25 protein-coding genes and 2 pseudogenes are annotated in these 26107 nt (G+C 65.9%); 13 read left to right on the top strand and 14 right to left on the bottom strand.

Going from position 1 to position 26107, the window contains the following annotated elements; translation table 11 throughout:
- Together A8G18_RS19485 and A8G18_RS19480 are read left to right on the top strand one after the other, a co-directional pair.
- A partial coding sequence (locus A8G18_RS19485) for a cupin domain-containing protein (protein ID WP_177519036.1) occupies positions 1–1234 on the top strand: 1234 nt, incomplete at its 5' end.
- A 66-nt stretch (positions 1235–1300) separates the two neighbouring features.
- Complete coding sequence (locus tag A8G18_RS19480; protein WP_245207937.1) at positions 1301–2140, top strand: sucrase ferredoxin; 840 nt, start codon at positions 1301–1303, stop codon at positions 2138–2140.
- 668 nt (positions 2141–2808) lie between these two features.
- Here A8G18_RS19480 and A8G18_RS19475 read toward each other — a convergent pair.
- Positions 2809–3690: an NAD-dependent epimerase/dehydratase family protein gene (locus tag A8G18_RS19475; RefSeq protein ID WP_115311571.1), complete on the bottom strand. Its 882-nt coding sequence runs from the start codon at positions 3688–3690 to the stop codon at positions 2809–2811.
- 152 nt (positions 3691–3842) lie between these two features.
- Between A8G18_RS19475 and A8G18_RS19470 the strand changes: the two genes are divergently transcribed.
- Complete coding sequence (locus tag A8G18_RS19470) at positions 3843–4499, top strand: ScbR family autoregulator-binding transcription factor (protein ID WP_064065170.1); 657 nt, start codon at positions 3843–3845, stop codon at positions 4497–4499.
- A gap of 7 nt (positions 4500–4506) precedes the next feature.
- Here A8G18_RS19470 and A8G18_RS19465 read toward each other — a convergent pair whose 3' ends face one another.
- The 4 genes and pseudogenes from A8G18_RS19465 to A8G18_RS19455 all read right to left on the bottom strand — a co-directional run bounded on the left by A8G18_RS19465 (position 4507) and on the right by A8G18_RS19455 (position 7226).
- Complete coding sequence (locus A8G18_RS19465; protein WP_064065177.1) at positions 4507–5469, bottom strand: ScbA/BarX family gamma-butyrolactone biosynthesis protein; 963 nt, start codon at positions 5467–5469, stop codon at positions 4507–4509.
- 194 nt (positions 5470–5663) lie between these two features.
- Positions 5664–6032, bottom strand: a complete 369-nt coding sequence (locus A8G18_RS23475) for a hypothetical protein (RefSeq protein ID WP_245207941.1) — start codon at positions 6030–6032, stop codon at positions 5664–5666.
- Positions 6033–6080: 48 nt separating this feature from the next.
- Positions 6081–6269 (bottom strand): annotated as a pseudogene (locus tag A8G18_RS23610) (TetR family transcriptional regulator); the annotation flags it as partial.
- A gap of 168 nt (positions 6270–6437) precedes the next feature.
- Entirely contained in the window at positions 6438–7226 is a 789-nt protein-coding gene (locus tag A8G18_RS19455; RefSeq protein WP_064065168.1) for a crotonase/enoyl-CoA hydratase family protein, read from the bottom strand.
- Positions 7227–8206: 980 nt separating this feature from the next.
- On the opposite strand from A8G18_RS19455, the gene A8G18_RS19450 reads away from it, so the two are divergent.
- The 3 genes from A8G18_RS19450 to A8G18_RS19440 all read left to right on the top strand — a co-directional run bounded on the left by A8G18_RS19450 (position 8207) and on the right by A8G18_RS19440 (position 10348).
- Positions 8207–8461, top strand: a complete 255-nt coding sequence (locus A8G18_RS19450) for a hypothetical protein (protein ID WP_064065167.1) — start codon at positions 8207–8209, stop codon at positions 8459–8461.
- A gap of 227 nt (positions 8462–8688) precedes the next feature.
- Positions 8689–9447: an HAD-IIA family hydrolase gene (locus A8G18_RS19445; RefSeq protein WP_064065176.1), complete on the top strand. Its 759-nt coding sequence runs from the start codon at positions 8689–8691 to the stop codon at positions 9445–9447.
- 142 nt (positions 9448–9589) lie between these two features.
- Positions 9590–10348, top strand: coding sequence for a DUF6920 family protein (locus tag A8G18_RS19440; protein ID WP_342435219.1), 759 nt, complete (start codon positions 9590–9592; stop codon positions 10346–10348).
- Between the two features lie 47 nt (positions 10349–10395).
- Here A8G18_RS19440 and A8G18_RS23465 read toward each other — a convergent pair whose 3' ends face one another.
- From A8G18_RS23465 to A8G18_RS19425, 3 genes are all read right to left on the bottom strand, one after another.
- Positions 10396–10623: a hypothetical protein gene (locus A8G18_RS23465; protein ID WP_245207935.1), complete on the bottom strand. Its 228-nt coding sequence runs from the start codon at positions 10621–10623 to the stop codon at positions 10396–10398.
- Between the two features lie 524 nt (positions 10624–11147).
- Positions 11148–12050, bottom strand: coding sequence for a phosphatidylinositol mannoside acyltransferase (locus tag A8G18_RS19430; RefSeq protein WP_064065166.1), 903 nt, complete (start codon positions 12048–12050; stop codon positions 11148–11150).
- A gap of 71 nt (positions 12051–12121) precedes the next feature.
- Entirely contained in the window at positions 12122–12826 is a 705-nt protein-coding gene (locus A8G18_RS19425) for a phosphatase PAP2 family protein (protein ID WP_245207934.1), read from the bottom strand.
- Between the two features lie 129 nt (positions 12827–12955).
- Between A8G18_RS19425 and A8G18_RS19420 the strand changes: the two genes are divergently transcribed.
- A complete protein-coding gene (locus A8G18_RS19420; protein WP_064065165.1) occupies positions 12956–13375 on the top strand; it encodes a glutaredoxin domain-containing protein in 420 nt (139 codons plus the stop codon).
- A 73-nt stretch (positions 13376–13448) separates the two neighbouring features.
- Here A8G18_RS19420 and A8G18_RS19415 read toward each other — a convergent pair whose 3' ends face one another.
- Complete coding sequence (locus tag A8G18_RS19415) at positions 13449–13721, bottom strand: GlsB/YeaQ/YmgE family stress response membrane protein (protein ID WP_026003569.1); 273 nt, start codon at positions 13719–13721, stop codon at positions 13449–13451.
- 110 nt (positions 13722–13831) lie between these two features.
- Between A8G18_RS19415 and A8G18_RS19410 the strand changes: the two genes are divergently transcribed.
- The 4 genes and pseudogenes from A8G18_RS19410 (at position 13832) to A8G18_RS19395 (ending at position 17858) form a co-directional block, all read left to right on the top strand.
- A complete protein-coding gene (locus tag A8G18_RS19410; protein ID WP_064065164.1) occupies positions 13832–14530 on the top strand; it encodes an SIMPL domain-containing protein in 699 nt (232 codons plus the stop codon).
- Positions 14531–14592: 62 nt separating this feature from the next.
- A pseudogene (locus A8G18_RS19405) lies at positions 14593–15336 on the top strand (replication protein).
- 153 nt (positions 15337–15489) lie between these two features.
- The gene (locus tag A8G18_RS19400; RefSeq protein WP_064065163.1) at positions 15490–16773 is read left to right on the top strand and encodes a competence/damage-inducible protein A; all 1284 of its coding nucleotides are present in this window, start codon (positions 15490–15492) and stop codon (positions 16771–16773) included.
- Between the two features lie 326 nt (positions 16774–17099).
- Positions 17100–17858 (top strand): cutinase family protein, encoded by a 759-nt coding sequence (locus tag A8G18_RS19395; protein WP_064065162.1) that lies wholly within the window; start codon positions 17100–17102, stop codon positions 17856–17858.
- 56 nt (positions 17859–17914) lie between these two features.
- Here A8G18_RS19395 and A8G18_RS19390 read toward each other — a convergent pair whose 3' ends face one another.
- Both A8G18_RS19390 and A8G18_RS19385 read right to left on the bottom strand, forming a co-directional pair.
- Positions 17915–19321: a selenium-binding protein SBP56-related protein gene (locus tag A8G18_RS19390; RefSeq protein WP_064065161.1), complete on the bottom strand. Its 1407-nt coding sequence runs from the start codon at positions 19319–19321 to the stop codon at positions 17915–17917.
- A gap of 281 nt (positions 19322–19602) precedes the next feature.
- Positions 19603–21084 (bottom strand): glyceraldehyde-3-phosphate dehydrogenase, encoded by a 1482-nt coding sequence (locus tag A8G18_RS19385; protein ID WP_084421976.1) that lies wholly within the window; start codon positions 21082–21084, stop codon positions 19603–19605.
- A gap of 341 nt (positions 21085–21425) precedes the next feature.
- On the opposite strand from A8G18_RS19385, the gene A8G18_RS19380 reads away from it, so the two are divergent.
- Entirely contained in the window at positions 21426–22457 is a 1032-nt protein-coding gene (locus A8G18_RS19380) for a YihY/virulence factor BrkB family protein (RefSeq protein WP_064065160.1), read from the top strand.
- Positions 22458–22550: 93 nt separating this feature from the next.
- The gene (gene ppnP, locus A8G18_RS19375; protein WP_064065159.1) at positions 22551–22874 is read left to right on the top strand and encodes a pyrimidine/purine nucleoside phosphorylase; all 324 of its coding nucleotides are present in this window, start codon (positions 22551–22553) and stop codon (positions 22872–22874) included.
- Positions 22875–22977: 103 nt separating this feature from the next.
- On the opposite strand, the gene A8G18_RS19370 is transcribed toward ppnP, so the two are convergent.
- The 3 genes from A8G18_RS19370 to A8G18_RS19360 all read right to left on the bottom strand — a co-directional run.
- The gene (locus A8G18_RS19370) at positions 22978–24465 is read right to left on the bottom strand and encodes a DHA2 family efflux MFS transporter permease subunit (protein WP_064065158.1); all 1488 of its coding nucleotides are present in this window, start codon (positions 24463–24465) and stop codon (positions 22978–22980) included.
- 58 nt (positions 24466–24523) lie between these two features.
- On the bottom strand, positions 24524–25246 hold the full coding sequence (locus tag A8G18_RS19365; protein WP_064065157.1) for a PadR family transcriptional regulator: 723 nt from the start codon (positions 25244–25246) through the stop codon (positions 24524–24526).
- Between the two features lie 407 nt (positions 25247–25653).
- A partial coding sequence (locus tag A8G18_RS19360; RefSeq protein ID WP_157100859.1) for a S8 family serine peptidase occupies positions 25654–26107 on the bottom strand: 454 nt, incomplete at its 5' end.

Raw genomic sequence — 26107 nt, 5'->3', positions numbered from 1 at the left:
GATGGCGGAGCCGACGGAGGAAGTTAGGTGTGGGCACCCGTCCCACCGCGTCCAGGATTCCGGCAGCGAGGCAGACGTCGGAGTCCTGGAATCACGCCTGATCGACATCGGCCGGAAGAAGTTCGCATCGGAGATCTGGGGGCACTCACCGCTGCTCACCCGCCGCACCGGCACCTTCTCCGATTTGTTCTCGGCAGACGCAGTCGACGAACTCATCTCGCGCCGAGGACTCCGCACACCCTTTCTTCGCGTCGCCAAGGACGGGGCGACGCTCGCGGACTCGTCGTTCACCTCCCCCGCCGGCGTCGGCGCTACTATCGCCGACCAACTCGACGACACCAAGCTCTGGCGCAGCCTCGCCGACGGCGCCACCCTCGTCCTGCACGCTCTGCACCGCACATGGGAGCCGATCACACAGTTCAGCGCTGATCTGAGCAGCGAACTCGGACATCCCGTCCAAGTCAACGCCTACATCACCCCACCGCAGAACCAGGGATTCGACCACCACTACGACGTTCACGACGTCTTCGTCCTGCAGATCGAGGGAAACAAGCGATGGGTTATCCATGAACCCGTCCACCCGGCTCCCCTGCGCGATCAACCCTGGACCGATCACCGCTCCGCCGTCACCCGAGCCGCGACAGGGCCGGCCTGTATCGACACCGTACTCGAGCCCGGTGATTGCCTCTATCTGCCGCGCGGCTGGATCCATGCCGCCGAAGCTCGAGGTGAGATGTCCGTTCACCTCACTGTCGGCGTTCACACGTGGACGCGTTACGCACTGGCCGAGCATCTGAGCCGAGCCGCGCTTGCCGCACTTGCCGACGATCCCGGGATGCGTCGCGCACTGCCTCTGGGTATCGATGCTCCGGACAACGAAATCGGTTCTGTTCGAGAAAGTCTCATCGACTGCATGTCCCGGGTCGACACCACTTCCCTGTTCCACCGTGTCCGGCGGGAACAGGGACGTCCGGCACCCCTGGGCCCGTTGGCCCAACTCGGTGCTGTTCACGATCTCGGCCCCGACACCGCAGTGCAGCTTCGCGGTGCGCTGCACGCACGCCTGGAAGGTTCGCATCTGGTCACGCGTGTGGGCCGGCTCGATGTGCCGGCCGGGGATCGGCCGGGAGTCACGCAACTACTCGACGGCAAGACCCACCTGGCAGAAACTCTCGGAATCGATCTGGTCGAGCGGCTGCTACGCGCAGGGATTCTCGTCCCCGCGGAACAGTGACGGTGCACTATGGCCTCGGCCGAACGCTTCTTCTGCGCAGACAGTGCCCGGATGCGCGGTGACCCGATGGCCGGCACAGCACCTCGTGGCTTAGTCTGGGTTCTCATCGAATATCGAGGTCGGTGGCCGCTCGACGGCTTCGACGGTCTCGATCTCGAGCCTGCGACCAAGACGCTCGTGTTCTCCGCCGCGCAGACGGCACGGGCACGGATATTGCTGGTCGAGCGCCCGGGTCGCCGTCGCCGCGAAGGGCCCGACCGTTGGGCGGTGCTGCGCCGTGAGACGTCCGGTGTCGTGCGTCAGCAGTGGGGAACGTGGAGTGGTGACGAGGATCTGGCGCAGATCGCCACCGCCCTCGATACTCCCGGACGTCCGGGCGGGCCGCCCGTCCTTCTGGTCTGCACGCACGGTCACCACGATCCGTGTTGCGCCGTACGTGGGCGGCCGGTGGCACGCGCTCTCGCGAAGCACTGGCCGGAACAGGTGTGGGAATGCACCCACGTGGGCGGAGACCGGTTCGCAGCCAATGTCGTCATCGTGCCCGACGGTGTCTACTACGGCGGTCTCGATGCCGAGTCGTCCGTCGTCACGATCGAGGAGCACTTCTCCGATCGCATCCATCACCATCATTTGCGCGGATACACCGACCTGGCTCCGCTCCAGCAGGCCGCGATCGCGGCCACTCTCCGACGTTTCGGCCCGGCCGGACGTAGTGACTACACGGTCGCCGAGAGCGCCCGCCAGGGTGACCTGTGGCGGATCCGGCTCACCGGCCGTGCACCGCACCCGGAACGCGTCGAGGTCGAGTTGCAGGTCCACCGTTCTCCACCGTGTCGATTGACCTGTCGTGGAGCGGCGGCGAGTTCGGCCCTCGTCTACGAACCCACGTCGGTCCACATCGTGTGAGAGGACGGCACGACCGAACGGAACAGCGTCAAGTCGTCACCCGAACTCTTCTTCTGCCTTCGCGAGTGCTGCGAACTCTTCCTCCGGGGAGTTTGCGACGAGACGGTGCCGAACACCGCCATGTCGAGGGGCGCATCGCGCCCTCACCTGTCAGCGACAGGACGAATCCGATCACGCCGGGCACGACCATCGCGAGCAGGGGTGCCTTGCGGGAATCGGTCACCGACAGGCTCTCGCCACGTCCTGCACTTCGGCACCCGTCATCGAGATCGTCGTCGAACGAGGAGGAGTTGTGCACACGGTCGAGTTCTCGAATAGTCTGTGCAGTGCCCCATGCTCCCTATGTGGGGCACAGTTCGCGCGCTTTCCCCCCCGACGCGCGGACCATGGTTCCGTCGGCGCCGTATGCCGACGGAACCTCGCAGGCCAGTGATGGTGAGTACCCCTCGTAAAGCTCGCCATCACTGGCCTGTCAGCCACTCCCGATATTCACCCGCATCGATGCCATCCGATACAAACAATACCATTCGACCGGTATTGCCGGTCCAATAGAGAATACCGCATGTACACCACATAGGGAACGCTTCACCGACACATACACGCTGCACGGTCGCTCCGTCCCGGAGAACACGTCGAACCCGATCCACGTCGGGATTTCAGGAGCTTCCCTACCGTGAGGTGGGATCTGCCGGGATGGGGTCCGGCGAGGGTTCCAGTGCAGCCTCGGCCCAGATTCGGGCACTGACGTAGTGATGATCGTGCCCGATCAGATCGATGTGACGCGCGGACAGTCCTCGTTCCCGCCCTCTCCGTAGTGCTTGCTCGAAGTCGACGGAGTGGGTCGGTGGTGCGAGCAGCCCACGCGCGGCGGCAGCGTGGACGAGTTCGCGGACGGTCACCGCGGTCGGATGCGCGAGATGCCGTATGCCCCCACGTAACGCAGCAGGTAGCGGGCGCGCCGTGATCGCGGCGGCGAGCCGACCGACGTCACGGCGTGAAATCACCGATTGCCGTGCGACGCCATCGTCGACCCACGCCCCGAGCGTCGAGACGATGTGCGCCAACCCGGGCAGGAACCACCGGTCGCCGGGTCCGTGCACGAATCCGGGACGCAGTACCAGACCGCCGTGCTCGCGTACATGGTTTTCGGCAGTCAGACGACTCGCGCTCAGCGCAGTGACGGGAGCAGGGACAAGCTCCCCCTCGACGACGTTGCGATGCGGTCCGGGGCCGTAGACGCCGATCGTGCTCAGATACACGATGCGGCCGATACCGTGGCGAGCGGCCGCCGTCACCAGATTCTCGGTACCGACAGCGTTGACCTCTTCACACCGGGCTGCGTCGGAGCCCGTATAGGAGGCGGCATGCACAATCGCGTCGACACCGGCAAGCGCGTCGGTCAAAGACTCCACATCGAGTAGATCTGCCGCCACGACGCGCATGGACGGTCCCGAGGACGCGGGGGGACGGCGCGCTATCGATGTGCATGTCACCCCCATGTTCAGCAGGGCGTCGAGCACCGCCCCACCGAGAAAACCACTCGAACCCACCACTGCGACGCACAATGCGGATGTCGGCGACGAGGATGCGCGGTCCGCGATGCCGTTTCGGTCCGGTGGTACGGTTCGCCTCAGGGGAGGCAGAGGGTCGAGGTGCTCCACGACTGGCCTTTCGGTAGATCTTCGAGTAAAGGACACGGGGTGTGGCCAAACAAGCTCGGGCAGTAGAGACCCGACAGCAGATCGTGGCGGCAGCGGCCGCCACGTTCGATCGGCTGGGATTCGACGGTGCCAGCCTCGGGGCGATCGTCGACGCGAGTAGTGGGCTCACCAAAGGCGCCCTGTACTTCCACTTCAAATCGAAGGACGAACTCGCGCACGCCGTCGTGGAACAGCAACACGCCATCTCGATCGCCGCGGTCGACGCGATCGCCGCCACACAGGCCTCGGCGCTCGAGCAGATCGTGATGCTCTGCCATGAAATGGGGCGCCAGATCGTCGAGGATCCGATCGTCCGGGCCGGCATCCGGTTGACCCTCGAATTCAGCGCAGGCGCCGAACCTGACCAGCCGGGACCGTACCAGGACTGGATCGAAGCCTGCCGGCACCTCGTCGAGACCGCGATCGCCGAGGGCGACCTGCTCCCTACGATCGATCCCCCCGAGTTGGCACGGTTCGTGATCTCGGCGTTCACCGGCGTTCAGATGGTCTCGAACGTCCTCGATCGACGCATCGATCTCGAACAACGCATCGACCAGATGCTGCACTTCGTGTTCAACGGCATCCTGACCGCCGACTGCCGCCCCGACAGCGACACGATCATCCACGCCCGCTGGAGCAACACCCGCCAACCGGTCTGACACGCCGCTACCTGCCGGACTCCGGTCCCGGCGCACGACATGCGCCGGCAGCCCATTTCAGCATCGCCGTAGCCATCGCGATTCCACGCTGTTCGAGCACGACATGCGCACTCGCAGGCTCCTCCTCGACGCTCGAGACCACCATCTCCGCCGGAACGTCGAGTTCGACGAACCGGTGAAACCGCACGTTCATCGAGACCGGATCCGCCTCCGGGTTCCCGCGTTCCGCTCGTGCCGCCTGACGGGCAGCCTCGAGAACGAGCATGCCCGGCAGGTGATCGGACGGGTGGTCGAACAACACCGGATGCGACAGATCCGGCAACACCCGCCAGCGACCGGGCCGCGCCGTCGCACCCACCACCACATCCCCGACCACCGGCACCCCGATCACAGCTGGATCCACCGGTGTTCCCCCGGGGACAGACCCCAGCGCCCGCGGCCCACCGGCACCCCAACGCACGATGTCGTACTCTTCGGTCGTCAGAACCGCAGTTCGGCCTCGGCCGGACCCCACACGGCGACCGGCGATCGTGAATTCGAACGCCGCACTCAAAGCGGTGACCTGCGAGCCACGGCGTCGAATATCCGACACCACCGCGGTGACGGCGACCTCCGCGGCGCCGGCACCGATCACCAGTCGCTCCGACTCGGCGGTGATCTCGAGCGTCTGCATCACGAACCGCCGACCGAGCGAGACCCGATACCGGGTGTGCGCCAGATAGATCACGCATTGGCGCAGCGTCTCCGCGAGCAGCATCGGGTCGTAGCAACCCGCCCGGCTGCGGTAGAAACCGTGCAGACGCGGCCATTGCGCACCCAGGACGAACCGGTCCGGTCCGGGACCGCGGACGCAATCGGTGAGGAATACCTCGGACACTGCCTGGCGGTGGACATGCCTTCGCGGCACCGTCGACTCGAACGACAACACCGCGACATCATCCTCCGAACCGGACGAACCGTTCACTTCCATACCGCAAGTATCGCCTTGCGGGTGAGAGGTGATCGCGCCCGATGCCGCCCTCTTCTCTTCGACCACGCCGGCCCGGGAGGTCTCCGGTGCTTCGAGATTGTTCTGCCCACCCTGAAGGACACGGTCGACCGACGCCGCACATGCACGAAGCCACGATCGGCTGCCCCGGCCGGTCGGTCGATCCACGTGGTTCACTACCTGCCGGGCAGACCGGTCTTCTCGAGAATTTTGCGCACTTCGGACTGCACGATTGCGTGGTCACGCTCGGGGTTGTCGGTATGGGCCAGGTACAACATCGCCTCTTCGACTGCGGCAACCAGCAGACGGGCGAGTACGGCCGCGCGAGTCGATGGTCCTCGTTCGCTCGTTTCGACCGGTTCCAGCATGGCCGTGATGCGGTGCAGTAGCTGTTCCTGAGCTCCTCGGATGTCGATCCACCCGAGGACGGCGGGCGCCTCGATCAGGAGCAACCGACGCACCGCCGGGTCGTGAGCGGAATCGAGAGCAGTGAGTACCCCACCGATGAGCGCCTCCCACGAAGCGTCGACCGGCTCGGTCGGCACAAGGGCTTCCGCAATCCCCCGTTGCGCGCGCTCGATCACAGCTCGGAACAATTCGTGTTTGTTCGCGAAGTGATGGTAGAGAGCTCCTCGGGTTACCCCTGCAAGGGCCACGATCTCCGCGGTCGTAGCTTTGCCGTACCCGTCCCTGAGAAACACCTCGAGCGCTGCATCCAACAACGCGGTCTGTGTCCGAGTCGCGTTCCGAACGTGTCCGGCCGCCTCTGTCGTTCTCTTCACCAACGCCCCTTGCAATTACGATTGCATGTGGAAAATTCAGGCCGATCCAGAAAATTCATGATGCTCGAGCCTCACCCGATCCCGAGAGGTGCGACAGCTCGAGAAGGTCGTGGATACACACACCAACCCTCGGTCGACGAGCTGCTACGGCGAGAAGATGTGCACAGTTCAGCGGTTCCGCCATACGGGCGGCCGTTTCTCGGTGAATGCGGCAGCACCTTCCAACGCGTCCTCGCTGGCACACACGGCGTCGGACTCGGCCGAATTTACTTTCCAGATGCGGTCTTCGAGTCCGGCTGCTTGCGCGTGCGCCATGATCTTCTTGCTCGCGCGTACCGCGACGGGTGCGTTGGCTGCGATGACATGAGCCAGACGTAATGCTTCGGGCAGTACCTCTGAGGGCGAAACCACCGAGTTGACCAGCCCCCAGCGCAGGGCCGCCTCGGCCGAAACAGGTTCGCCGGCGAAGACTGCGTGCGCGGCGATCTTCGGGGGAATCTGTCCCGGAAGACGTATGAGACCTCCGCCTCCCGCGATGAGACCACGTTTGACCTCCGGCAATCCGAGCGTGGCTTCGGAACTGAGCACGGCGAGATCACACGCCAGCACGATCTCGGTACCACCACCCACCGCCACCCCGTTGACAGCGGCGATGAGCGGCTTGGACACGTAATGCTCGACCAAGCCGGCAAAGCCCCACTCCGGATGGATTGTCGGCAGCACGGACTCGCCATCGGCGAAGGCCGCGAGATCGGCGCCGGCGCAAAACGCTCGTCCCGCTCCGGTCACGACGCCGACTCGCAGACCGGGGTCACGATCGAACTCGTCGAGAACGGCACCCAACGCGTCGGACAGAGCAGCGTCGACGGCATTGAGAACCCGGGGCCGGTTGAGGGTGATGACTCCCACAGGCCCGTCTCGATGGAGCAGTACGACGTTCTTTTCCTCGTCCTGCATTGCCGTATGCGCGTCTCCGGACGCAAGACCTCGAGCAATGTCCCGACCGACTCCCGGCCCGGAGCCGGTCGCTGAAGCGAATTTGCCGTCCGCTGTACTCATCTGATCCTGTCCCTCCATGGGCATCGAATCTCGTCACGAGATCAGGGATCACGTTCGACTGGCAACCCGACTCTTGAAGACCGGGACCGACACTCCGTCCTGACGCTGGTGGGGTCGACAATCGCTGCGCACACGGAGCGCGGCAAACCGGTAGGCATGCCGCTCCGCCCCCGATAGGGTAGATAACCAAAGCCCCGGAGCGGCCTCGGCACCCTCGGTGCATGTCCCCGGGGTTTTGGCCGTTCATCACCCGCATATACGCGCTCAGCACCAGATCCGCACCCCGTTTCCGGTACGCGTGATCCGTACACCTACCTACCGGCCCGACTCGTCCCCTACGCGAAGGAGGACCGATGAGCGACCCTGATTCGACCCGGCCCCTGCGTTCGGGAGCACGGGGCGTCGGGGATCGCACCGACCACGCTTCCTGCTACCCGCGGTATCTGCTTGGCTGGGAGTGCTGTCCCTCGGCTTCTTCTGGTTTTTCGAACCCGGCTTCATCCTCGGGATGATCGCGGCCGGCTGCGGGACGCTTGCCACCTCGCGGCCGACTGTCGCCGAGGACGAGGCCGCCTCCCTGCAGACCCTGCTCGCAATCGTCAACGCAACTCCCCACTCTCGTACCGCGTAGACCACGCGTACGCGACTCCACACTGCGCGTTGTATCTACCGGTGATTCGGTACCGGCTTCCTATTGGCCTTCAACGTTTCGAAAGTCGAGGCGACACTCACCGACTCGCGACCGGTGAGCCACTCCCCCGAGGTTGCCTCGACCCGCTACGCCGACCGAGGCTCGCCGGGTTCGGCCGGCACTGGACCGGGTATCTCCGCAGAGGCCCACCACTGGGTTCACGAGGACTGCAAGTGCAGGAGGACATGTGCCTACCAACCTGACCGTCGCCGACCTACGAGAACTTCTCGACTCGACACTCGACAACCCCGCACTCGTTCTGGAGGAAGGTCGATTCCGCGTTGTCGGAGGCCACGACGTAACCGATCGGAATCGAGCCTTCCTCGTGGTCACGCGAGAGGAACTCCGGACACGGCTGCCGAAGGATCGGGACTACGACGAGAGCGACCTCGAGCTACAGGCGGGTGTGCTCGACTCGACCATCGCGAACCTCGGCGGGTGAGTTCCTTACGCAGCATCGAATCCGCACGGAGCGGACAGCGCGGAGCCGCCGGGGTCGTCGATGCCCGGCTTCGCAGGACGCAATTTTCACAGGCCGTTCGGCGGCCACGGTTCTACATATCGTCCTCGTCGGGTGATCGGGTTGTATCGGCTGCCGAGCCGAGCGGTCGGTGACACACTCGAACGGTGAGCGACGAACCCGTATCCGCGCCGGTCTGGAACTATCTCATGGACATGGACGGGGTTCTGGTGCACGAGGATCACTTGATTCCCGGCGCCGATACGTTCCTGACCGAACTGCGCGAGAACGGCACACCGTTCATGGTGCTCACCAACAACTCCATCCGCACGCCACGAGACCTCCGTGCCCGCCTGCTGCGTACCGGCCTCGACGTTCCCGAGAAGTCGATCTGGACCTCGGCGTTGGCGACGGCGACGTTCCTGGCCGATCAACGACCCGGCGGTAGCGCCTATGTGGTGGGCGAATCCGGATTGACGACGGCCCTGCACGACATCGGATACGTGCTGACCGACAGCGACCCCGACTACGTCGTCCTCGGGGAGACGCGCACGTACTCCTTCGAGGCGATCACCACCGCGATCCGTCTCGTCGAACGCGGCGCCCGCTTCATCGCGACCAACCCGGATCCGACCGGCCCCTCGCGGGAGGGCTCACTACCCGCCACCGGGGCGGTCGCGGCGCTGATCACCCGCGCGACGGGCCGCGAACCGTATTTCGTCGGTAAACCGAACGCCCTGATGATGCGCTCGGCCCTGCGCGCGATCGGTGCGCACTCCGCCCACACGCTGATGATCGGCGACCGAATGGACACCGACATCGTCTGCGGCCTCGAGGCCGGGCTGCAGACGCTGCTGGTTCTGACGGGTATTTCCACCCGCGAATCCGTCGAGAGATTCCCCTATCGGCCGACCCGCGTCGTCGACTCGGTTGCGGATCTGGTGGGCTCCACGGAAAATCCGTTCTGATCAGCAGAACAGCCGGCAAGGACTCGATGGCGGGGCATAGTGTGCTGGAAGCAGCGAATATCGGCCCGATTCGACCGATGACGAACCGACATCCGGACGAATCACCGGAAGGGCCGAGTCGACCGGTGAAGGATGCGGGCGGATGGGCCGTGCACGAACTGTTCCTCTCGCCGCGCGTCATGTGGGCGCACACTGGCGCACCCTTTCCGAGGTTCGGGGCAGCACCGCACCGTTCTCCCCGGCCCTGACCGAATCTCTGCCACCGACTGTGCGGCGCTGGATCGACCATGCGGTTGCCGACGGTACGCCGATGGCCGCTGCCGTACGACTGGAAATGTCCGGGCAGATCCGGCTCGGATCCTGGCGGCCGTTCACCGCCGTGCAACTTCTCGCTCCGGCGACAGGATTCATCTGGGCTGCGACCACCCGGATCGGCCCTGTTCCCGTATCGGGTTACGACCGTTTCACCGCCGGGGTCGGTGAGATGCGCTGGCGGATAGGAGGATTCATTCCGATGATGTCCGCCACCGGCCGGGATGTCAGCGACAGTGCGGCCGGCCGCCTCGCCGGAGAGAGCATCTTCGTGCCCACCGCTTTTCCCCTCGCGCGGTGGAGTGGCGACGAACTCCTCGCGTCCGCGGCCTGGACGGTGGCGGGCCGGCAGGAGACCGTACGCCTGGACATCGCCGAAGACGGGGCGCTGCGAGGGCTGCGGATGCTGCGGTGGGGCGACCCCGAAGGGCAGGGATTCGGTCGGTACCCGTTCATCGTCACCGTCGAGGCCGAGCGCCGGTTCGGTGGCATGACCATCGCCTCGCGTATCGGCGCGAGGTGGGACACGGGTACCGGTTCGGACGGCGAGTTCTTTCGTGCGGAGATCACCGGAGCCCACTTCGCTTGACCGTCCGATACACCGCATCCGGCACGTGGGCCCATCCGGCGGCGCGCTCAGCCGATGGGCCACCCGGGAAGCCGCCGCGTGTCCTGCCACTCCCGGTGCCACTGGGAGATTCGATGCCGGTTCACAACGCCGTGAATTCCGAGCAGTGTGAGCACGCATCCGACGGTTTCGAGGATGAGGAATGCCAGTGCCGCACCCAGCGCAGCGATCGCGTTCTCGGTTCCGGTGCGGGGAGCAGGCATGTAGTCGCCCTTCTCGTCGACTCGGATGCGCACCGTCTCCCCTGTCTCGCCCCGGGAATCGAGACCCACCAGGCCCGTGTGCTCGACGCCCCCCCACTTCCCATCGCGCGAGAACCGGTCCGAGACGCGATGGATACTCGGCCACCGGGTCGCGCACCGCCACATCGTCCGGATCGTCATCGAGAACGATCGCCGGCACCTGCCGCTCTTCGATCGCCTGCTGATGCGATCGTTCGGTCAGCTGCGCATACGAGTCGGTACCGATGACACCGGCGACAGGCACCAACAGCAGCATGATGGCGGCCAGAAGCACCACTGCGACGGCCTCGAGGCGGTCACTGCCGCGCATGAGCGGGTTCGCGCTCCACGGCCGCAAGCGCCACCACCGAACCGCTGCCGTGTCTCCGCGGATCATCACACTCTCCGGGCATCGTGCTTCCGTCCTCAGTGTCGATCCTCCGCAACCGTCGTTGTAGAGCCGAAAGTCGCATCGCCGCTGGGCCCACCTGCAGGGATCGAGGGTTATCGGTAGCGAACCATCTCCCTGTGGGCAGTTCTCAACGCCCCGCCGGAGGCGTCTGCGGGTGGCCCCACCTGTCGGCCGTCCACACCGGTTGCAGCATGTGCCAGTCGGCGGGATGCGCGGCGATACCGGCGGCGAACCGGTCGGCCAGGGACTGAGTCGTGGCCTGTACGCTTCCTGCGGTATCGATCGGCGCGTCGACATGGAACCCCCAGCCGCCCGGAGTGAACCAGCAATGCACCGGCAGCAGCGGTGCGCCGGTGTCGATCGCCAGCCGGGCCGGGCCGACCGGCATGCAGGCCGGTTCGCCGAAGAAGGTGACCGGCACGCCCGCTCCTGTCAGATCACGCTCGCCGAGGAGGCCGACGAACCGTCCCTGACGAATTCGGACGGTCAATCGTTCGAACGGGGGAACCGTGCCACCGGTGAGCGGGAGGATCTCGAAACCCAGACGTTCACGGAACCGGACGAAGCGGCGGAACAACGATTCCGGTTGCAGCCGCTCGGCGACGACGGTCGGTGTGCCGATCCGCTGTACGATCCACACTCCCGCCAGGTCCCAGTTGCCGCTGTGCGGAAGCGCCAATACAGCTCCGCGCCCACGCGCGACGGCCTCGTGGATGTGTTCGAGTCCGGTCGCCGCGGAGTCGATGGTCTCGGCCAGCCGTACCGGGTCCATCGACGGCAACCGGAATGCCTCACACCAATACCGCGCGTAGGAACGCAGACTCGCGCGCACGAGTTCGTCGGGCACCCGATCCGGAGTAGTGGACAACACCCGGGCAAGGTTGCGTCGTAGTTGGATCGGCCCACCGTCTCGCGCCGCACGGTCCGCGGCCATCTCGAACAGGCGGTTCGCCGGCTTCTCCGGAAGCGCGCATACCGCCCGCCACCCCGCTGCATACCCGAGATCCCGGATCCGGTCCCCGGTACTCATCGAGCACCACCGCCGCGGAAGCCGACAATGATGCCCATGACGGCCTCCCGGTGCGGACTGTGCACCTTCAGTCAACGCCCTGGGCTCACCCGCTGTCCAGACCCGTCCCCGTTCGACCGGGCCTCGCGCGACAGGACGGGAAGTCGCGACGCGAAGGGCAGAAGCATCGCGACGACGAGCGACACGACCAGTACACCGAGCGCCATGCCCGACAGCACGTCGTGCACGTAGTGCACCCCCACCGTCACCCGGGAGAACGCGAGTACCGCCGCGAGCGGCGCGACCAGCCAGATCAGGCGCGGAGCCGCAAGCACACACGCGGTCGCGAACGAGGCGGCGATGACGGAATGGTTGGACGGCCAGGACCAGTCGCCCACCTCGGGACACTCCAGTACCGTCGCGATGCCGAGCGCGCGACACGGTCGCGGCTCCGTCACCACCAGTTTGACGAGTTCGCTCGACAGATAGGCACCCACCACTCCGAGACCGCCGGCGGCGAGGGCGCCGAAGCCCCGGCGGTCGTTCCGCCACAACCATGCCGCCAGGACACCGGTGAAGGCGACGAGGACGAGCAGCCCCTTGTCGGCGACGAGACCCGCGGGCGGTCCGAGAAACGATCCCTCGACGGTCCGGGCGACGGACAGGTACAGGCGATCGCGGATCGGCACCGTCGCTGCCGCGAGCAGAGTCAGCACGAGTGCGACCCCCACGGCAGGGATGAACATCGAGCGGACCAACCGCGGGGATACAGGAGGTGAACTCTCGGTGACGACCATGACCGAATACGCTAGCGCGCGCTCTCTCCTGTGCGCAGACCCGCAGGTAGCGGCATATGGGCGGAGCGGTCATCGGGCAGCCTTCGAGCCCTCCGTCGATGCCGATTCGAAGGAACTAGGCTCACTCCTGTGTGGCGAACCTGGATCCTGGGTGCGGCGATGGTGGTCGTTGCGTCCGTCGTTCTGCTCACCGGTGCATTCGACGTGACCTCGGTGGTGACGTCGGTATTGCTGCTCGCGATGGCGTGGGTCGTCTCTCCCCTGTTCTTCCCCCATCATGTCGACGACGCGACCGCTCGTCGCGATGCAGTGGCCCGCGGCGTTCCCGTGGTGTACTGGCGCCCGGGCTGCACCTTCTGCATCCGGTTGCGCGCCACCGTGCGTTCGCGGGCACGTCGCGCGATCTGGGTCGACATCTGGCGGGATCCCGCCGCCGCGGCGCGGGTTCGGGAAGTCAACGGCGGGAACGAGACGGTGCCTACCGTGTTCGTCGGCGATGTGTCGCATACCAATCCCGACCCGCGCTGGTTCCGCGACCGGCTGGGCTGACGGATACCAGGTCCGGACATGAGCGAGGTCCCGGACCCTGTGCGGATCCGGGACCTCGAGCGGTGCAGAACGGTTAGCGGCGCACGCCGCGGCCGGTGGCGGCCTTGACGACGAACAGCAGGACGACCGCGCCGAGGAGGCAGGTCAGGAAGCTGAAGATCAGTCCGCCGCCTTCGACATCCACGCCGAAGACCTTGAGCAGGAAGCCACCGATCAAGCCGCCGATGACGCCGACAACGACGTTGAGGAGAATGCCCTGCTGGGCGTCGGTGCCCATGATCTTGCTACCGATCCAGCCGGCGAGACCACCGATGATGATCCAACCGAGGATTCCGAGTCCGAGCATGTGCAGTCCTTTCGTGAACACTGGCTAGTTCGACCCACCTCGAGTACCCAGTCGTCCCATCAGTCACACCTCTCACTTCTGAAAACTTTCGGAGTGGCACACTCGTGCGCATGACCCAGCCTCCCGTCACGATCACCGTCACCGGTCATGCCGAACGCACCGTCGCACCCAACCGGTGCACGGTGGTGCTGCGCGCGCATGCCGATGGCACGTCGCGCAAGCAGGCTGCAGAACCGGTGGCCGCGGCTGTCGCCACGATCACCGATCTCGTGACCGAATTGCGGGAGTCTTCCCCGAGCCCGGTGAAGAGGTGGACCTTCGATCGGGTACGCCACAGTCGGCGACGCCCGTTCAGCCGTGAGGGTAAGAATCGGCCCTGGGTGTACAACTCGTCGGCGTCGATCACCGTGACCTTCCACGAGTTGGACGTGGTGGGTACCTTCGTCGAGCAGGTTGCGGCGCTCGAGGTGGTCACCGTCGCCGACCTTCGTTGGTGGATCACCCGCAAGGCGCAGCAGAAGCGACTCGCGCGGGTCCGCGATCTCGCCGTGGGCGACGCACTGGTCAAGGCGAAGGCGTACACGGCCTCGTTGGGCCTCAACACGATTCGCGCTGTGGCCATCGCCGATCCGGGCATGCTCGGGTCCCAGCCCTCCCCCGTCCACACGGCGGGCGCTCCCATGATGCACACCGCGATGTTGCGGTCGGATGCGATGGGCGCGCCCGAGTCCGCCGAGCCCGAGTTGGTGTTCGAACCCGACCGCGTCACTCTCACCGCCGACGTCGAGGCACGCTTCGAAGCCCGTTGAGCGCGCCAGATGTCCGACCGATCAAGGAGTCGAACGGGGGTCAGAATACCCTGGCCGGCGGGGTGCGTCGTGGACCGCGCCTGGCCGCCGATTTCACCGTTCTCAGCAACGCTGTCATCACCGATGAGCGGTTGTCCTTCCGCGCCCGGGGCGTGCTCGTCTGATTGCTGTCCAAACCCGACGACTGGCGCACCCGTGCCGACTCGATCGCGGCCCAGTCGCCCAGGGACGGCCGCGACGCGATCCGATCTGCACTGCGCGAGCTCACCGACCTCGGCTACCTGGTGCGCGAGAAGATCCAGAACGAGCTCGGCCGGTGGATCACCATCCAGACCGTCTACGAACGTCCCGTCGCCGACCCGACACCTGAGAATCCGACCCCCGGCGGCGCGGACAGCGGCGCCCCAGGCGTTCTTGAAAGTACTGATCTACCGAGGACGGAAACCAACCGCACTCCGCGCGTCGCGAAGGAACCGCTGAGTCCGGCGATGGTCGAGCTGGCAGCGGCCTGCAGGCGAGCCGAACTCACTGCGACATTCGTCTACCTCGAACCCGATGCGGCAGCGGCAATCGAAGCACTCATCGCTACGCACGGGGTGGCAATGCTTGTCGCAGCGGCGAAATCCGTGCACAGACCGGGCAATCCGATGCGCTTGGCGCACGGATGGCTGCCCTTGTGGCGGTCGCTGCCTACACCCCGTGTCACCCAACCGAAGTGCGACGACTGCGACGAGTACGGGTGGTTGCCCGACGACGAGCACGGACGGACCGTGCGGTGCGGGTGTCGGGTCTCGGCTGCGGCCTGAGGTCCGTTGCGAGGGTATCCACACCCGCTCGCACGAAAGGCGTCCCTTGTGTCGTGAAGAGACGTCACCTATCGGATCGAGATCAGAAATCGGGGAGGGAACTTCCCGGTCGGGCGCAAATCACCGGCGGACACTGCGACTAGGCTCGGCTCCGTGAGCGTACGTGCAGGAATCATCGTGACCGGAACCGAAGTGCTGACCGGGAGGATCGCCGACCAGAACGGACCGTGGTTGTCCGACCGACTCCTGAAACTCGGCGTCGACGTCGCCCACATCACGATCTGCGGCGACCGGCCCGCCGACCTGACCGCACAGCTGCGTTTCCTCACCGAGCAGGGCGTCGACCTCGTCGTCACCAGCGGGGGTCTCGGTCCCACCGCCGACGACCTCACCGTCTCCACCGTCGCCGAGTTCTGCAATCGCGAGCTCCTGCTCGACCCCGGACTCGAAGAACACATCGCGGGCATCATCCGCAGCTTCCGACCGGACGCCCCGGATCTCGACGCGGGGCCGACGCGTATCGGGATTCGTAAGCAGGCGCACGTTCCCATCGGCGCCACTGCTCTGCCGCCCACAGGTACAGCGCCAGGTGTGGTCGTCCCCGCGGTGCCCGGTGATCGGCCGGTGCCGACCATCGTGATCCTGCCCGGCCCGCCCGGTGAGCTGCAGGCGATGTGGCCTAGCGCGGTCACCTCACCCGCGGTCGCCGACGTACTGTCCCGAGCCGACGACCTGCAGCAGGAAACCGTGCGCGCCTACGGATTGCACGAGGCACAACTCGCCGAGACACTGCGCCGGGCCGAAACGGAGATCGCCGACCTCGATCGGCTCGAGATCACCACGTGCCTTCGACACGGTGAACTCGACATGGTGACCCGATTCGCCTCCGGCGACGCACACATCTATCGCCGTCTTCTCGGCGTCCTCATCGAACACCATGAACGCCAGATCTTCTCCCTCGACGGTGCCACCATCGACGACCGGCTGATCGATGCCCTCGACGGTCGCTCGATCGGAACTGCGGAGTCGTGCACCGGCGGTCTCGTCGCTGCGCGTCTCACCGACCGACCCGGGTCGTCGGCCTACGTCATGGGTGGGGTGGTCTCGTACTCCAACGACGCGAAGTCCGATCTGATCGACGTACCGGCCGAAATGATCGTCGCGCACGGCGCGGTGAGCGAACAGGTCGCCGCAGCCATGGCCGAGGGTGCCCGACATCGGCTGAAGGTCGACGTCGCGGTCTCCACCACCGGCATCGCCGGCCCCGGCGGTGGCACCGAGGCCAAGCCGGTCGGCACGGTCTGCTTCGGCGTCGCGATCGAGGGACGGCCGACGTACACCGTCACCCGCCGCTTCCCCGGGGACCGCGAGCGCATTCGAACTCTCAGCACCACGGCGGCATTGCATCTGGTTGTCGCACAGCTCGATCAGGGTTGATCGGGTGCTCGTCGACCACCTTCCGCCCTCCCACGCCGTCCTCGACGGAGCACGGCGAGAATCCACTTCGGCTCGGAGGTCGTTGATCTCGGCGGTACAGGGACGGGACCCGGTCTCGGACCGCTTCGTCGGTGTACTGCGGGATCGAGCTACGTGAACAGTTCCGGCCGAAGCCTCGCGACCTCGATGAGAATGTTCCGTTCACATCGCGCAGAGATTCTCCGACCGTCACCGAGATCGCGCACCCCCACCATGCCGAACAAAAGAGACATCGATATCATCGACGTCGATTGTTGTCTGTCGGGGACACACGAGGAGAATCGCGCATGTCCCGGATCGATCGCAGACACCGCCGCGCCGTCGGCCTGCTCACCGCAGGTTTGCTTACTGCAGGACTGAGCGTCGCGGGTCCGGTCGGCTCCGCGTCCGCCGACCCGGTCCGCAACTGCCCTGAACGATACGTTCTCGCCGTCGACGGCACCCGCGGCTTCGAGACCCTCGACTCGATCGATCCGGAATCCCCCCTGGCGGAGATCTCCGCTCGTTACGAGGTTCCCGGCACGGTGGTCGAACACATCCGGTACCCCGCAGTGGTCGTACCGATGCCGGGCACCGGCTCGAGCGACGATTTCGACGGCATAGACGACGACGGTGCCGTCGCCTACGACAGGTCTAAGCAGATCGGGCATCAGCGACTCCGCCAGACCATCACCGTCCGACACAGCACCTGCCCCGACTCGGACCTGCTGGTTCTCGGATACTCGCAAGGCGCTTCGATCGCGGGAGACGTTCTCGCCGAGATCGCAGCCGACGGGTCCGTTCCCGCCGAACGGATCTCGGGCATTCTCTACTCCGATCCCCGCGACAACCGCGGCGTCGAGACCTTGTTCCCGGGTCCCGTCGTTCCCGGCGTGACGCTCGGCGGCGCTCGCAGCGATTTCGGCGAGATCCACGTCGAGCGAGTCTGCATCGAAGGCGACGCGATCTGTGACGGTCGCACTCCCGACGACGGCAAGGACTGGCTCCGGGAGAACGTGACCGGATATTTCCGGCTGCACACGAAGTACCCCGACTACCAGCCCTGACCGAGTCGGGCCGGAGGGTGCGCCAACGGAGTGGAGGCCTCGGGTCCGAGCCGTCGTTACCGATAGCAGTAGGAATCCGAGGAGGCGTCGCCACCCTGGAGGCGAACCTGGTGCGCCCGCAGACCACGAAAGTCGTCGCCGTGCGGGAAGAAGCGCTCGTCGATTTCCATCCCGCCGCGAGGGTCGGTGTGCAGCAGGGCCATCCAGGCGCCGACCCCGTCCGGGTAGAACTGGTCGTCCCAGGCCCCGTACAAGGAGTTGGTGACGTAGACCCGCTTGCCGTCCCGGCTGATCTCGACCATCTGCGGACCACCGGACAGCGGCTCGTTCGGTACCGCCGGATGGGCGCGGCGGCCGACGATCCCTCCGAGTCGGACGGACCCGGTCTCCTTCGGATGGTCGGGCTCACGCACGTCGAACTGTTTCAGCTCTCCGGTGCCCCAGCACGAGACGTAGAGGAACGCGTCGTCGACCGACAGGTCGATGTCGGAGACGAGCGGCGGTACCGCACCGAACGGCTTCAACGCCGGCGGCAGTGCGTCCGGCTCCGCCGGCTCGGCCGGGATCGTGATCACCTTGTCCACTGCCCAACCGTCGTCACCGCGGTGCCAACGCCACACCGACGCGGACAGGTCCTCGGTCGAGACGACCACGCCGACGAATCCCCAGGTGGCCTCCGGGTCGTGCGACGGGCGCAGTTCGAGCGGCATCTGATACTGCGCGCCCAGATCCACTCGCTGCTGGTGCGCGCCTGTGGACAGGTCCCAGAAATGAATCGCATGGCCGTACTCGTTCGCCAGTAGCAGCGCGGGCACCAATCCGTTCTCGATCATCGACGGTGTGCCCCATTCGCTGCTGATCAGCGTGTTCTGGTTCAGATGCCACCAGGCGTCGTACGCGAAATACTGCGGCCCCCGATCGGCTTCCCATTGCCGGAGCACGTCGAACGTGCCGTGATCGAGGAGGGCGATCCCGCCTGGGCCGTCGGATCCGTCGGCACCACCCAGGCAGGTCATGAACACGCCGTCCGGCCCGCAGTGCAAGGTGTGCGGTCGAGAGTAACCCGCCTTGGCAGCGAGATCGGCAGCGTCCACAACCTTGGCCACGGTGGGTTGACGCGGGTCGGGCCCGGTGTCGAGCACATACAGGGACGACGAGCGGATGCCCGGCACGATGAGGTATCGGCGTGCCAATCCCGCCATATCGTGGCCCTCGTGCTTCAACGCGCTGCTGCAGGCGTTCCAACCGAAATGATGCAGTTCGTTGCCCAACCCGGGTACCTCGGTCCAGCCCACTACTCGGCCATAGGTGTCCGAGCCGGGATCCACGTCTATCACGCTCATGGCGTCGGGCTTGTCCGCCGCGCGATCGAACGCAGCCACGTAGGCCAATCGCTCCGGTGGGGCGGCGGCCGCGTCTGCTGCGGTCCGATAGAAGGTCGGGTCTGTGGTCGGCCGACTCATTTTCAGCCTCCTTCGTCGAGGAGACCCCACAAGACAGAATACGAGGATCGTGCGAGGGACGGAACCGTGACGAGCTCACGGCCGGACGCCGCGAACCGGCGTGCAGTGCTCCGCGCTGTGGACCGGATCGCGACGACCGGGCGGTAGAGGTGCGGTCGGGGTTCTCCCCGGCGAATACTTCGGTGACCCAACGTAAAAGGGAACCCATCCTCAGGTAAGGATGGGTTCCCTCGTCGACGAGTCCCTGGAGGACGGTCGTTACTGCAATCCCCGCAGGTCTGTTATCCCTGCGCAGCGGCAGGCGCACCGACGTGCTCCACCGGGCCGGCTTCCGTGAGGGGATAGACGGGGTACTCCACACCTGAGAGGTACTGGACGGTGCGTACCACCTGGCACGAGTAGCCGAATTCGTTGTCGTACCAGACGTAGAGAATGGCGGTGTCGCCGTCGACGATCGCGGCGTTGGCGTCGATGATGCACGCCGCGCGCGACCCGATGAAGTCGCTCGACACTGCGTCGGTGGCCGAGGTGTAGTCGAGGTTGCGGCGTAGCGCCCCGGTGAGCGACTCCTGGTGCAGGTGCTCGAGCACCTCTTCCTTGGTGGTCTCACGAGTCAGCTGAAGGTGAAGAATCGCGACGGAGACATCCGGCGTAGGGACGCGGATCGAGTTGCCGGTGATCTTCGCTTTCAGATCGGGAAGTGCCTTCGCGACCGCCGAGGCGGCCCCGGTCTCGGTGAGCACCAGGTTGAACGGCGCGGAACGACCCCGGCGGTCGGCCTTGTGGTAGTTGTCCAGCAGGTTCTGGTCGTTGGTGAACGAGTGCACCGTCTCGACGTGACCACGCACCACACCGAATTCGTCGTCCATGGTCTTCAGCGGCGGAACGATGGCATTGGTGGTGCAGGACGCGCACGACACGATCTTCTCGTCCGGGTCGAGGTCGCGGTGGTTGACGCCGTGCACGATGTTCGGGAGATCACCCTTACCCGGTGCGGTGAGCACCACCTTGGCGATACCGGGGCGGAGATGCTTCGACAGCCCGTCGCGGTCGCGCCAGATTCCGGTGTTGTCGATCAGGATGGCCTTGTCGATGCCGTACTCGGTGTAGTCGACGCTTTCCGGATCGTTGCTGTAGATGAACTTGATGACATTGCCGTTGGCGACCAAGGCGTTGTTCTCGGTGTCGACCTTGATCGTGCCGTTGAACTGTCCGTGGACGGAGTCGCGACGCAGCAGAGAGGCACGCTTGGTCAGGTCGTCGTCACCTCCCTTACGGACCACCACAGCACGCAGGTTCAGCCCATTGCCCGAGCCTGCCTTCTCGATGAGCAGACGGGCGACGAGCCGGCCGATTCGCCCGAACCCGTACAGGACCACGTCCTGCGGTTTCGCGGGGCTCGTCTGCGCGCCGCCGACCAGATCCGCGAGGCTCTCAGCGACGAACTCCGGGATGGACCGTCCGGCCCCCTCGGCGTGATATGCCGTCACCAGCAGGCCGAGATCGATCTTCGACGGTTGCAGATCGAGATCGGTCAGCGCTTCGAGGAATGGGAATGTCGCCTCGACGGACAGCTCGTCGCCGCGGATCTGCCGCGCGAAACGGTGGGTCCGCAGAATGCCGATGACCGATTTGTTCACGAGGGAGCGGCTGTGGAGCAGGATTGTGACCGAGTGCCGGCGGTGCAGACCGCCGATGATCGGGATCATTGCTTCCGCAATGGCCTCCTGGGAGTTCCACTGTGACAATTCCGGGGTGCTCACTGCGCTCCTCTGCCTTTCGGGCTCGTCTGACCCGTCGCAGGCTGAGGGTGCCGCCCGGACGAGGCGCACGCCACTCGCCGGTCGGCGTTCCGGATCGGTGGAACCGTTCGCGACCGACACCGATTACGGCGTGCGCAACGCCAAGCATAGGAAAGTGCTCCCGCGGGTCGACGACCGGCGTCGCCGAAGCCGGTTCGCCCGGATCTCTTGCTCCTCGGCCCGCCGTACCCCGTCGACCGATTCCGGCCGGAGCCAGGGTTCCCGCGCCGGCACCCGTCCCCTTGTGGTTCTTCGGACAATGGAAACGAACAGCCGACCCGGTACCACTTCGGAGGCGAACGATGAACCGGATCGAAATCATGGTCCGCCGGATCGACGGCTTCCAGCAACGACATCCGGTCCTCGCGGTGCCGTTCGCGGTGGTGCAGAAGTTCGGCAACGATCAGGCCGGCGGCAAGTCCGCCATCATCGCCTATTACGGATTGTTCGCGGTCTTCCCTGTCCTGCTGCTGTTTTCGACGATCCTCGGGTTCATCCTCGCCGGTCATCCCGACCTCGAACAAGACATGATCAACTCCGCGCTGGCCGATTTCCCCATCCTGGGGACCCAGCTACGCAGTTCCACCCACCCGCTGCGGGGTAACGGCTGGGCTCTGGTCCTCGGTGTGCTCGGTGCCCTCTACGGGGCCCAAGGCATCGGCCAGGCCGCCCAGAACGCCATGAACACGGTATGGAACGTTCCGTTCAAGGACTGGCCCGGCTTCGTCGGCCGCCGCATCCGAGGAATGACGATCCTGGTGTTCCTCGGCCTCGGCATCCTGCTCTCGACCACCCTGATCGGGTTCGCTCCCCGCCTGGGCGCGCTGTCCGGGGCATGGACCATGGTCGCGTCGGCGGCTGTGAACTTCACCGTGTTCCTGGTCTGTTTCACCGTGCTGACCTCGGCCACCGTGCAGATCAGGGACGTGGTCGTCGGCGCAGTCATCGCCACCGTCTTCTGGGAGATCCTCCAACGCATCGGAGACTGGTTCGTCCGCTACACCATCGACCACGCCACCGACGTCTACGGCTTCTTCGCCATCGTCCTCGGACTCCTGTCCTGGTTGTATCTCGGTGCGCGGCTGACCCTGCTCGCCGCCGAGATCAACGTCGTCCTGCGTTACCGTCTCTGGCCCCGATCGATGACGCAACCGCCGTTCACCGCGCAGGACAAGTCGGCGATGGTGCTCCTGGCCAAGATGGAGGAACGCCGACCCGAGGAAACCGTCGAGGTGAGTTTCACCGACGAGGCGGACCGGCAGCCACTCGACGACACCACCCTTCCGCCCCGTCAGCACCAGCACCAGCACCGGCACCGGCACCGGCACCGATGACACCCTGGCGAACCCGCCACGCACCCGGGGGGTCACCCACCTCGACCGACCCTCCGACCGGCGACCCGCATCCGCCTCACTACGCTCCAGTTCATGAGTAAGCCGACTTCGACCTACGCCGACGTGACGCTCGACCCGCGTGCCAACGTCTACTTCGACGGCAAGTGCGTCAGCCACAACTTCCATCTGGCGGATGGAACCCGCAAGTCGGCCGGCGTGATCCTGCCCGCCACCCTGAACTTCGGAACCGCCGCGCCGGAGGTCATGGAGCTGCACAGCGGCGCGTGCCGCGTCCGGCTGGCCGGCAGTGAGGAATGGGCGACCTACGGTGCCGGTGATTCGTTCTCGGTGCCGGGCGATTCTTCGTTCGACATCGAGGTCACCGAAGCCGTCAGCTACGTCTGCCACTACGGCTGACCGTACTTCGACAGACGAAACGCTCCCACCGAGTGCGGTACTCGGCGGGAGCGTCTCCATTCGTGCCGCCCAGGACCGGACGATCGCGACGAGGGAGCTCCGCTCAGCCGGTGATCTCGGCCCGATCGGGTTCGGTTCCGGTCTGCGCCTTCCGCTGCGACGAGGCGTGACCGACGAACATCGCCGACGCCACGATCCCGATGAGCAGGACCGTCGCCGGCAGGAGCATCGACTGGCTCAGCGCAGTGCTGAACTTCTCGGCGATCTGCTCCGGGAGAGCGTTTCCCATCGCGGCGCCGCTTCCCTCGCCGGCCTGCACTTCGCCCAGTCCCTGCGCGGCCATCCGCGACGAGATCAAGGCACCGATCGCGGCACTGCCCAGCACCGAACCGACCTGGCGGGTGGTGTTGTAGATGCCGGCACCGGCGCCCGCCTGATGGATGGGCAGGTTGTGGGTTGCGGTCGACGCCAGCGGTGCCCAGATGCAGGAATTGGACACGCCGGCAACGGCGGCGATGATCAGGAACAGCACGATGGGACTGTCCGGCGTCATCAGCACCGCGAAGCCGAAGACCGACGCCGAGAACACCGTGAAGCCGATGGTGGGCAGGACCCGCGGCGGCATCCTGTCGGAGAACTTGCCGATGAGCGGTGCGGTCAGGCCGGTGACGATCGCCATCGGGGCGAAGATCAGGGCTGCTCGCGTGGGGGAGAATCCGCGGACGGTCTCGAGATAGAAGTAGGCCGGGACCATCAGGGCGGTCATGGCTGCGCCCATCGACGAGATCGCGATGTTCGACATCGAGAAATTCCGGTCGCGGAACAGGCTCAGCGGCACCAACGGTTCACCCTTGTTGCGGGCCTGATTGACCACGAACAGCACCATCACCGCGATACCCGCGACGATCATCACCCACGTCCAGACGTCCCAGTCCCGGCTGGATCCTTCCTGGATTCCGAAGACCAGCAGGAACAGACCGATACCGCTGAGGATCACACCGACGACGTCGAACTTGTGCGGTTGGGTTTCGAGGCTGGGCACCAGCCACGCCGCCGATGCGAACGCCACGACACCGATCGGGACGTTGATGTAGAAGATCCAGTTCCAGCCCTGCCAGTCCACCAGCACACCGCCGACGAGGGGGCCGAGCAGTGAGGCCAGGCCGGCGACAGCGCCCCACAACCCCATGGCCGCACCCCGCTTGTCCGGCGCGAACGTACGAGTGATGATCGCCATCGTCTGCGGCGTCATCAGCGCCGCGCCGAGTCCCTGGACGGCGCGGGCGGCGATGAGAATTTCGATCGAGCCGGAGGTCGCGCACCACAGCGATGCCGCGGTGAACACGACCAGGCCGGCGAGATAGATGTTCTTCGGCCCGAACCGATCGCCGAGGCGACCGGTGAACAACAGGGGCACCGCGTAGGTCAGCAGGTAGGCGCTGGTCACCCAGACGACTTGATTGATGTCTGCCTGCAGGTCGGTCATGATCGCCGGGTTGGCCACCGCAACGATGGTCAGGTCCAGCAGGATCATGAAGAACCCGACCACCAGGGCCGACAGGCCCCACCACGGATTACGTTCGGTTTTCATCGATGTCGTTCCTGTCCGTACCGGCCGAGCACGACCGGCGATCCATTGGTTCGAGATGTCACGGTTCGGTCGACGCCCGCGACCGTCCCGGGTCGCCTACAGCGCTTCTCCGCAATTCGGCGAGAGTCTCGTCGGTCAATGCCGCGCTCCAGTCGCGGCCGGGATCGCGGGGCGGGTCCGGGATCCGCGCGCCTCCGGCGTCGAAGTTCTGCCACGCGAGAGAGCCGTCACGGATCTCGCCGATCAGGCGCCGCAACCATTCCGTTTCGTGAGCGGTTCTGTCGCGGAGGAAGTCGACGGCCACCCAGTACCGCCGGGGCACGTCGTTGTCGACGGCCCAGGCACGGATGGCGTCCAGTTCGACGAGATCGTCCTCGAGACGATCGATGCGTTCACCGATCAGGGCGACGACCTCGTCGGCCGGCAGATTGTGCGATTCGGCGAGGCCGAGAGGGAAAATCGGATACTCGCGAGCCGGTCGACGGATGATCTCGGCGATGCGGGCACGCACGGCCTCCGCTCCGGCCGCAGTGATGCTGTAGGTGGTGCGCTCGGGTCTGTTACCTGCGCGTTCGGTGCCCTCCTGCCGGATCAATCCGCTCTCCACCAGACGGGAGACGGTGTGGTACAGCGAGCTCGGCCGGAGCTTGATCAGGTTGTCCTCCCGGCGCTTGAGCAGAAGCTGATGCATCTCGTAGGGATGCATCGGTCGCTCCTCGAGCAGTCCGAGCACAGCGATGGCTATCGGTGTCAGGACGGCGATACGGGATTGTTCGGACACCGCTCCTGCCTCCTTCGATCGTCGGGAGGCGTTCGGGAACCGCGACTGCTGCGCCTCGAATAGTCGGTATCGAATATACGACGCGGATTATCCGACGGACAACAATGCCTCCTTCCTGGCGTTCGTCGCCGTGCCGGGCGCGCGGCAGACGTGGATCGGGGGTTCCGACCGGTGCGAGACATCGGCCGGAACCCCCGATCCGGTGACGAATACTGTTCTCGTCACGATCTGTGCAACCACACGTCGGGGATTCTTCGAATCTCCTCCCTCACATCGGGATCCGCGAGGACGAGAAGCAGCCGTGGCCGGAGCGACCGGGCCACCGAGACAACGGCCTCGATGGCGGCGAGGGCCGCGTCGGCCTGCCCGGCGGCAAGGACGACGAGGTCCTGCGCCTCGACGCCGAATCACGGCGCCGTCGCCAACCCCGCGCCTGCATCGGTCTGCGGCAACGGCAGCACCTCGGCTCCGTCGACCAGCGTCTTCCAGAGTTCCTTCCCGGTCCTCGCCGTGCTCTGCACGATCAGAGCCGCCAATCCCGCCACGTGCGGGGTGGCCATGGACGTCCCACTGATCGTGTTGTAGCGGTCCGGCATCGGCCACGACGAGTACACGTCTACACCGGGTGCGGCGATATCGACGGCGCCGCCCGGAACCACGGTGGCTCTGGCCGAGAAGGCCGCCATCTTCAGGTCGGACGCCAGTGCCGCGACCGCCATGATCGACGGCGAATTCGCGGGGCTGCCGACGAATCCGGGATCCGCCGGCCGACGCGCGTTGTTCCCCGCGGCCGCGATGATCAGCGTCCCGGCCGCCAACGCCCGCTGCCCGACGGCCTCGTAGGCCGTCACCGGCCGAGGT

It is taken from the genome of Rhodococcus gordoniae, assembly GCF_001646655.1.
Lineage (GTDB): Bacteria > Actinomycetota > Actinomycetes > Mycobacteriales > Mycobacteriaceae > Rhodococcus > Rhodococcus gordoniae.
This window is presented reverse-complemented; position numbering and strand designations above follow the sequence as displayed.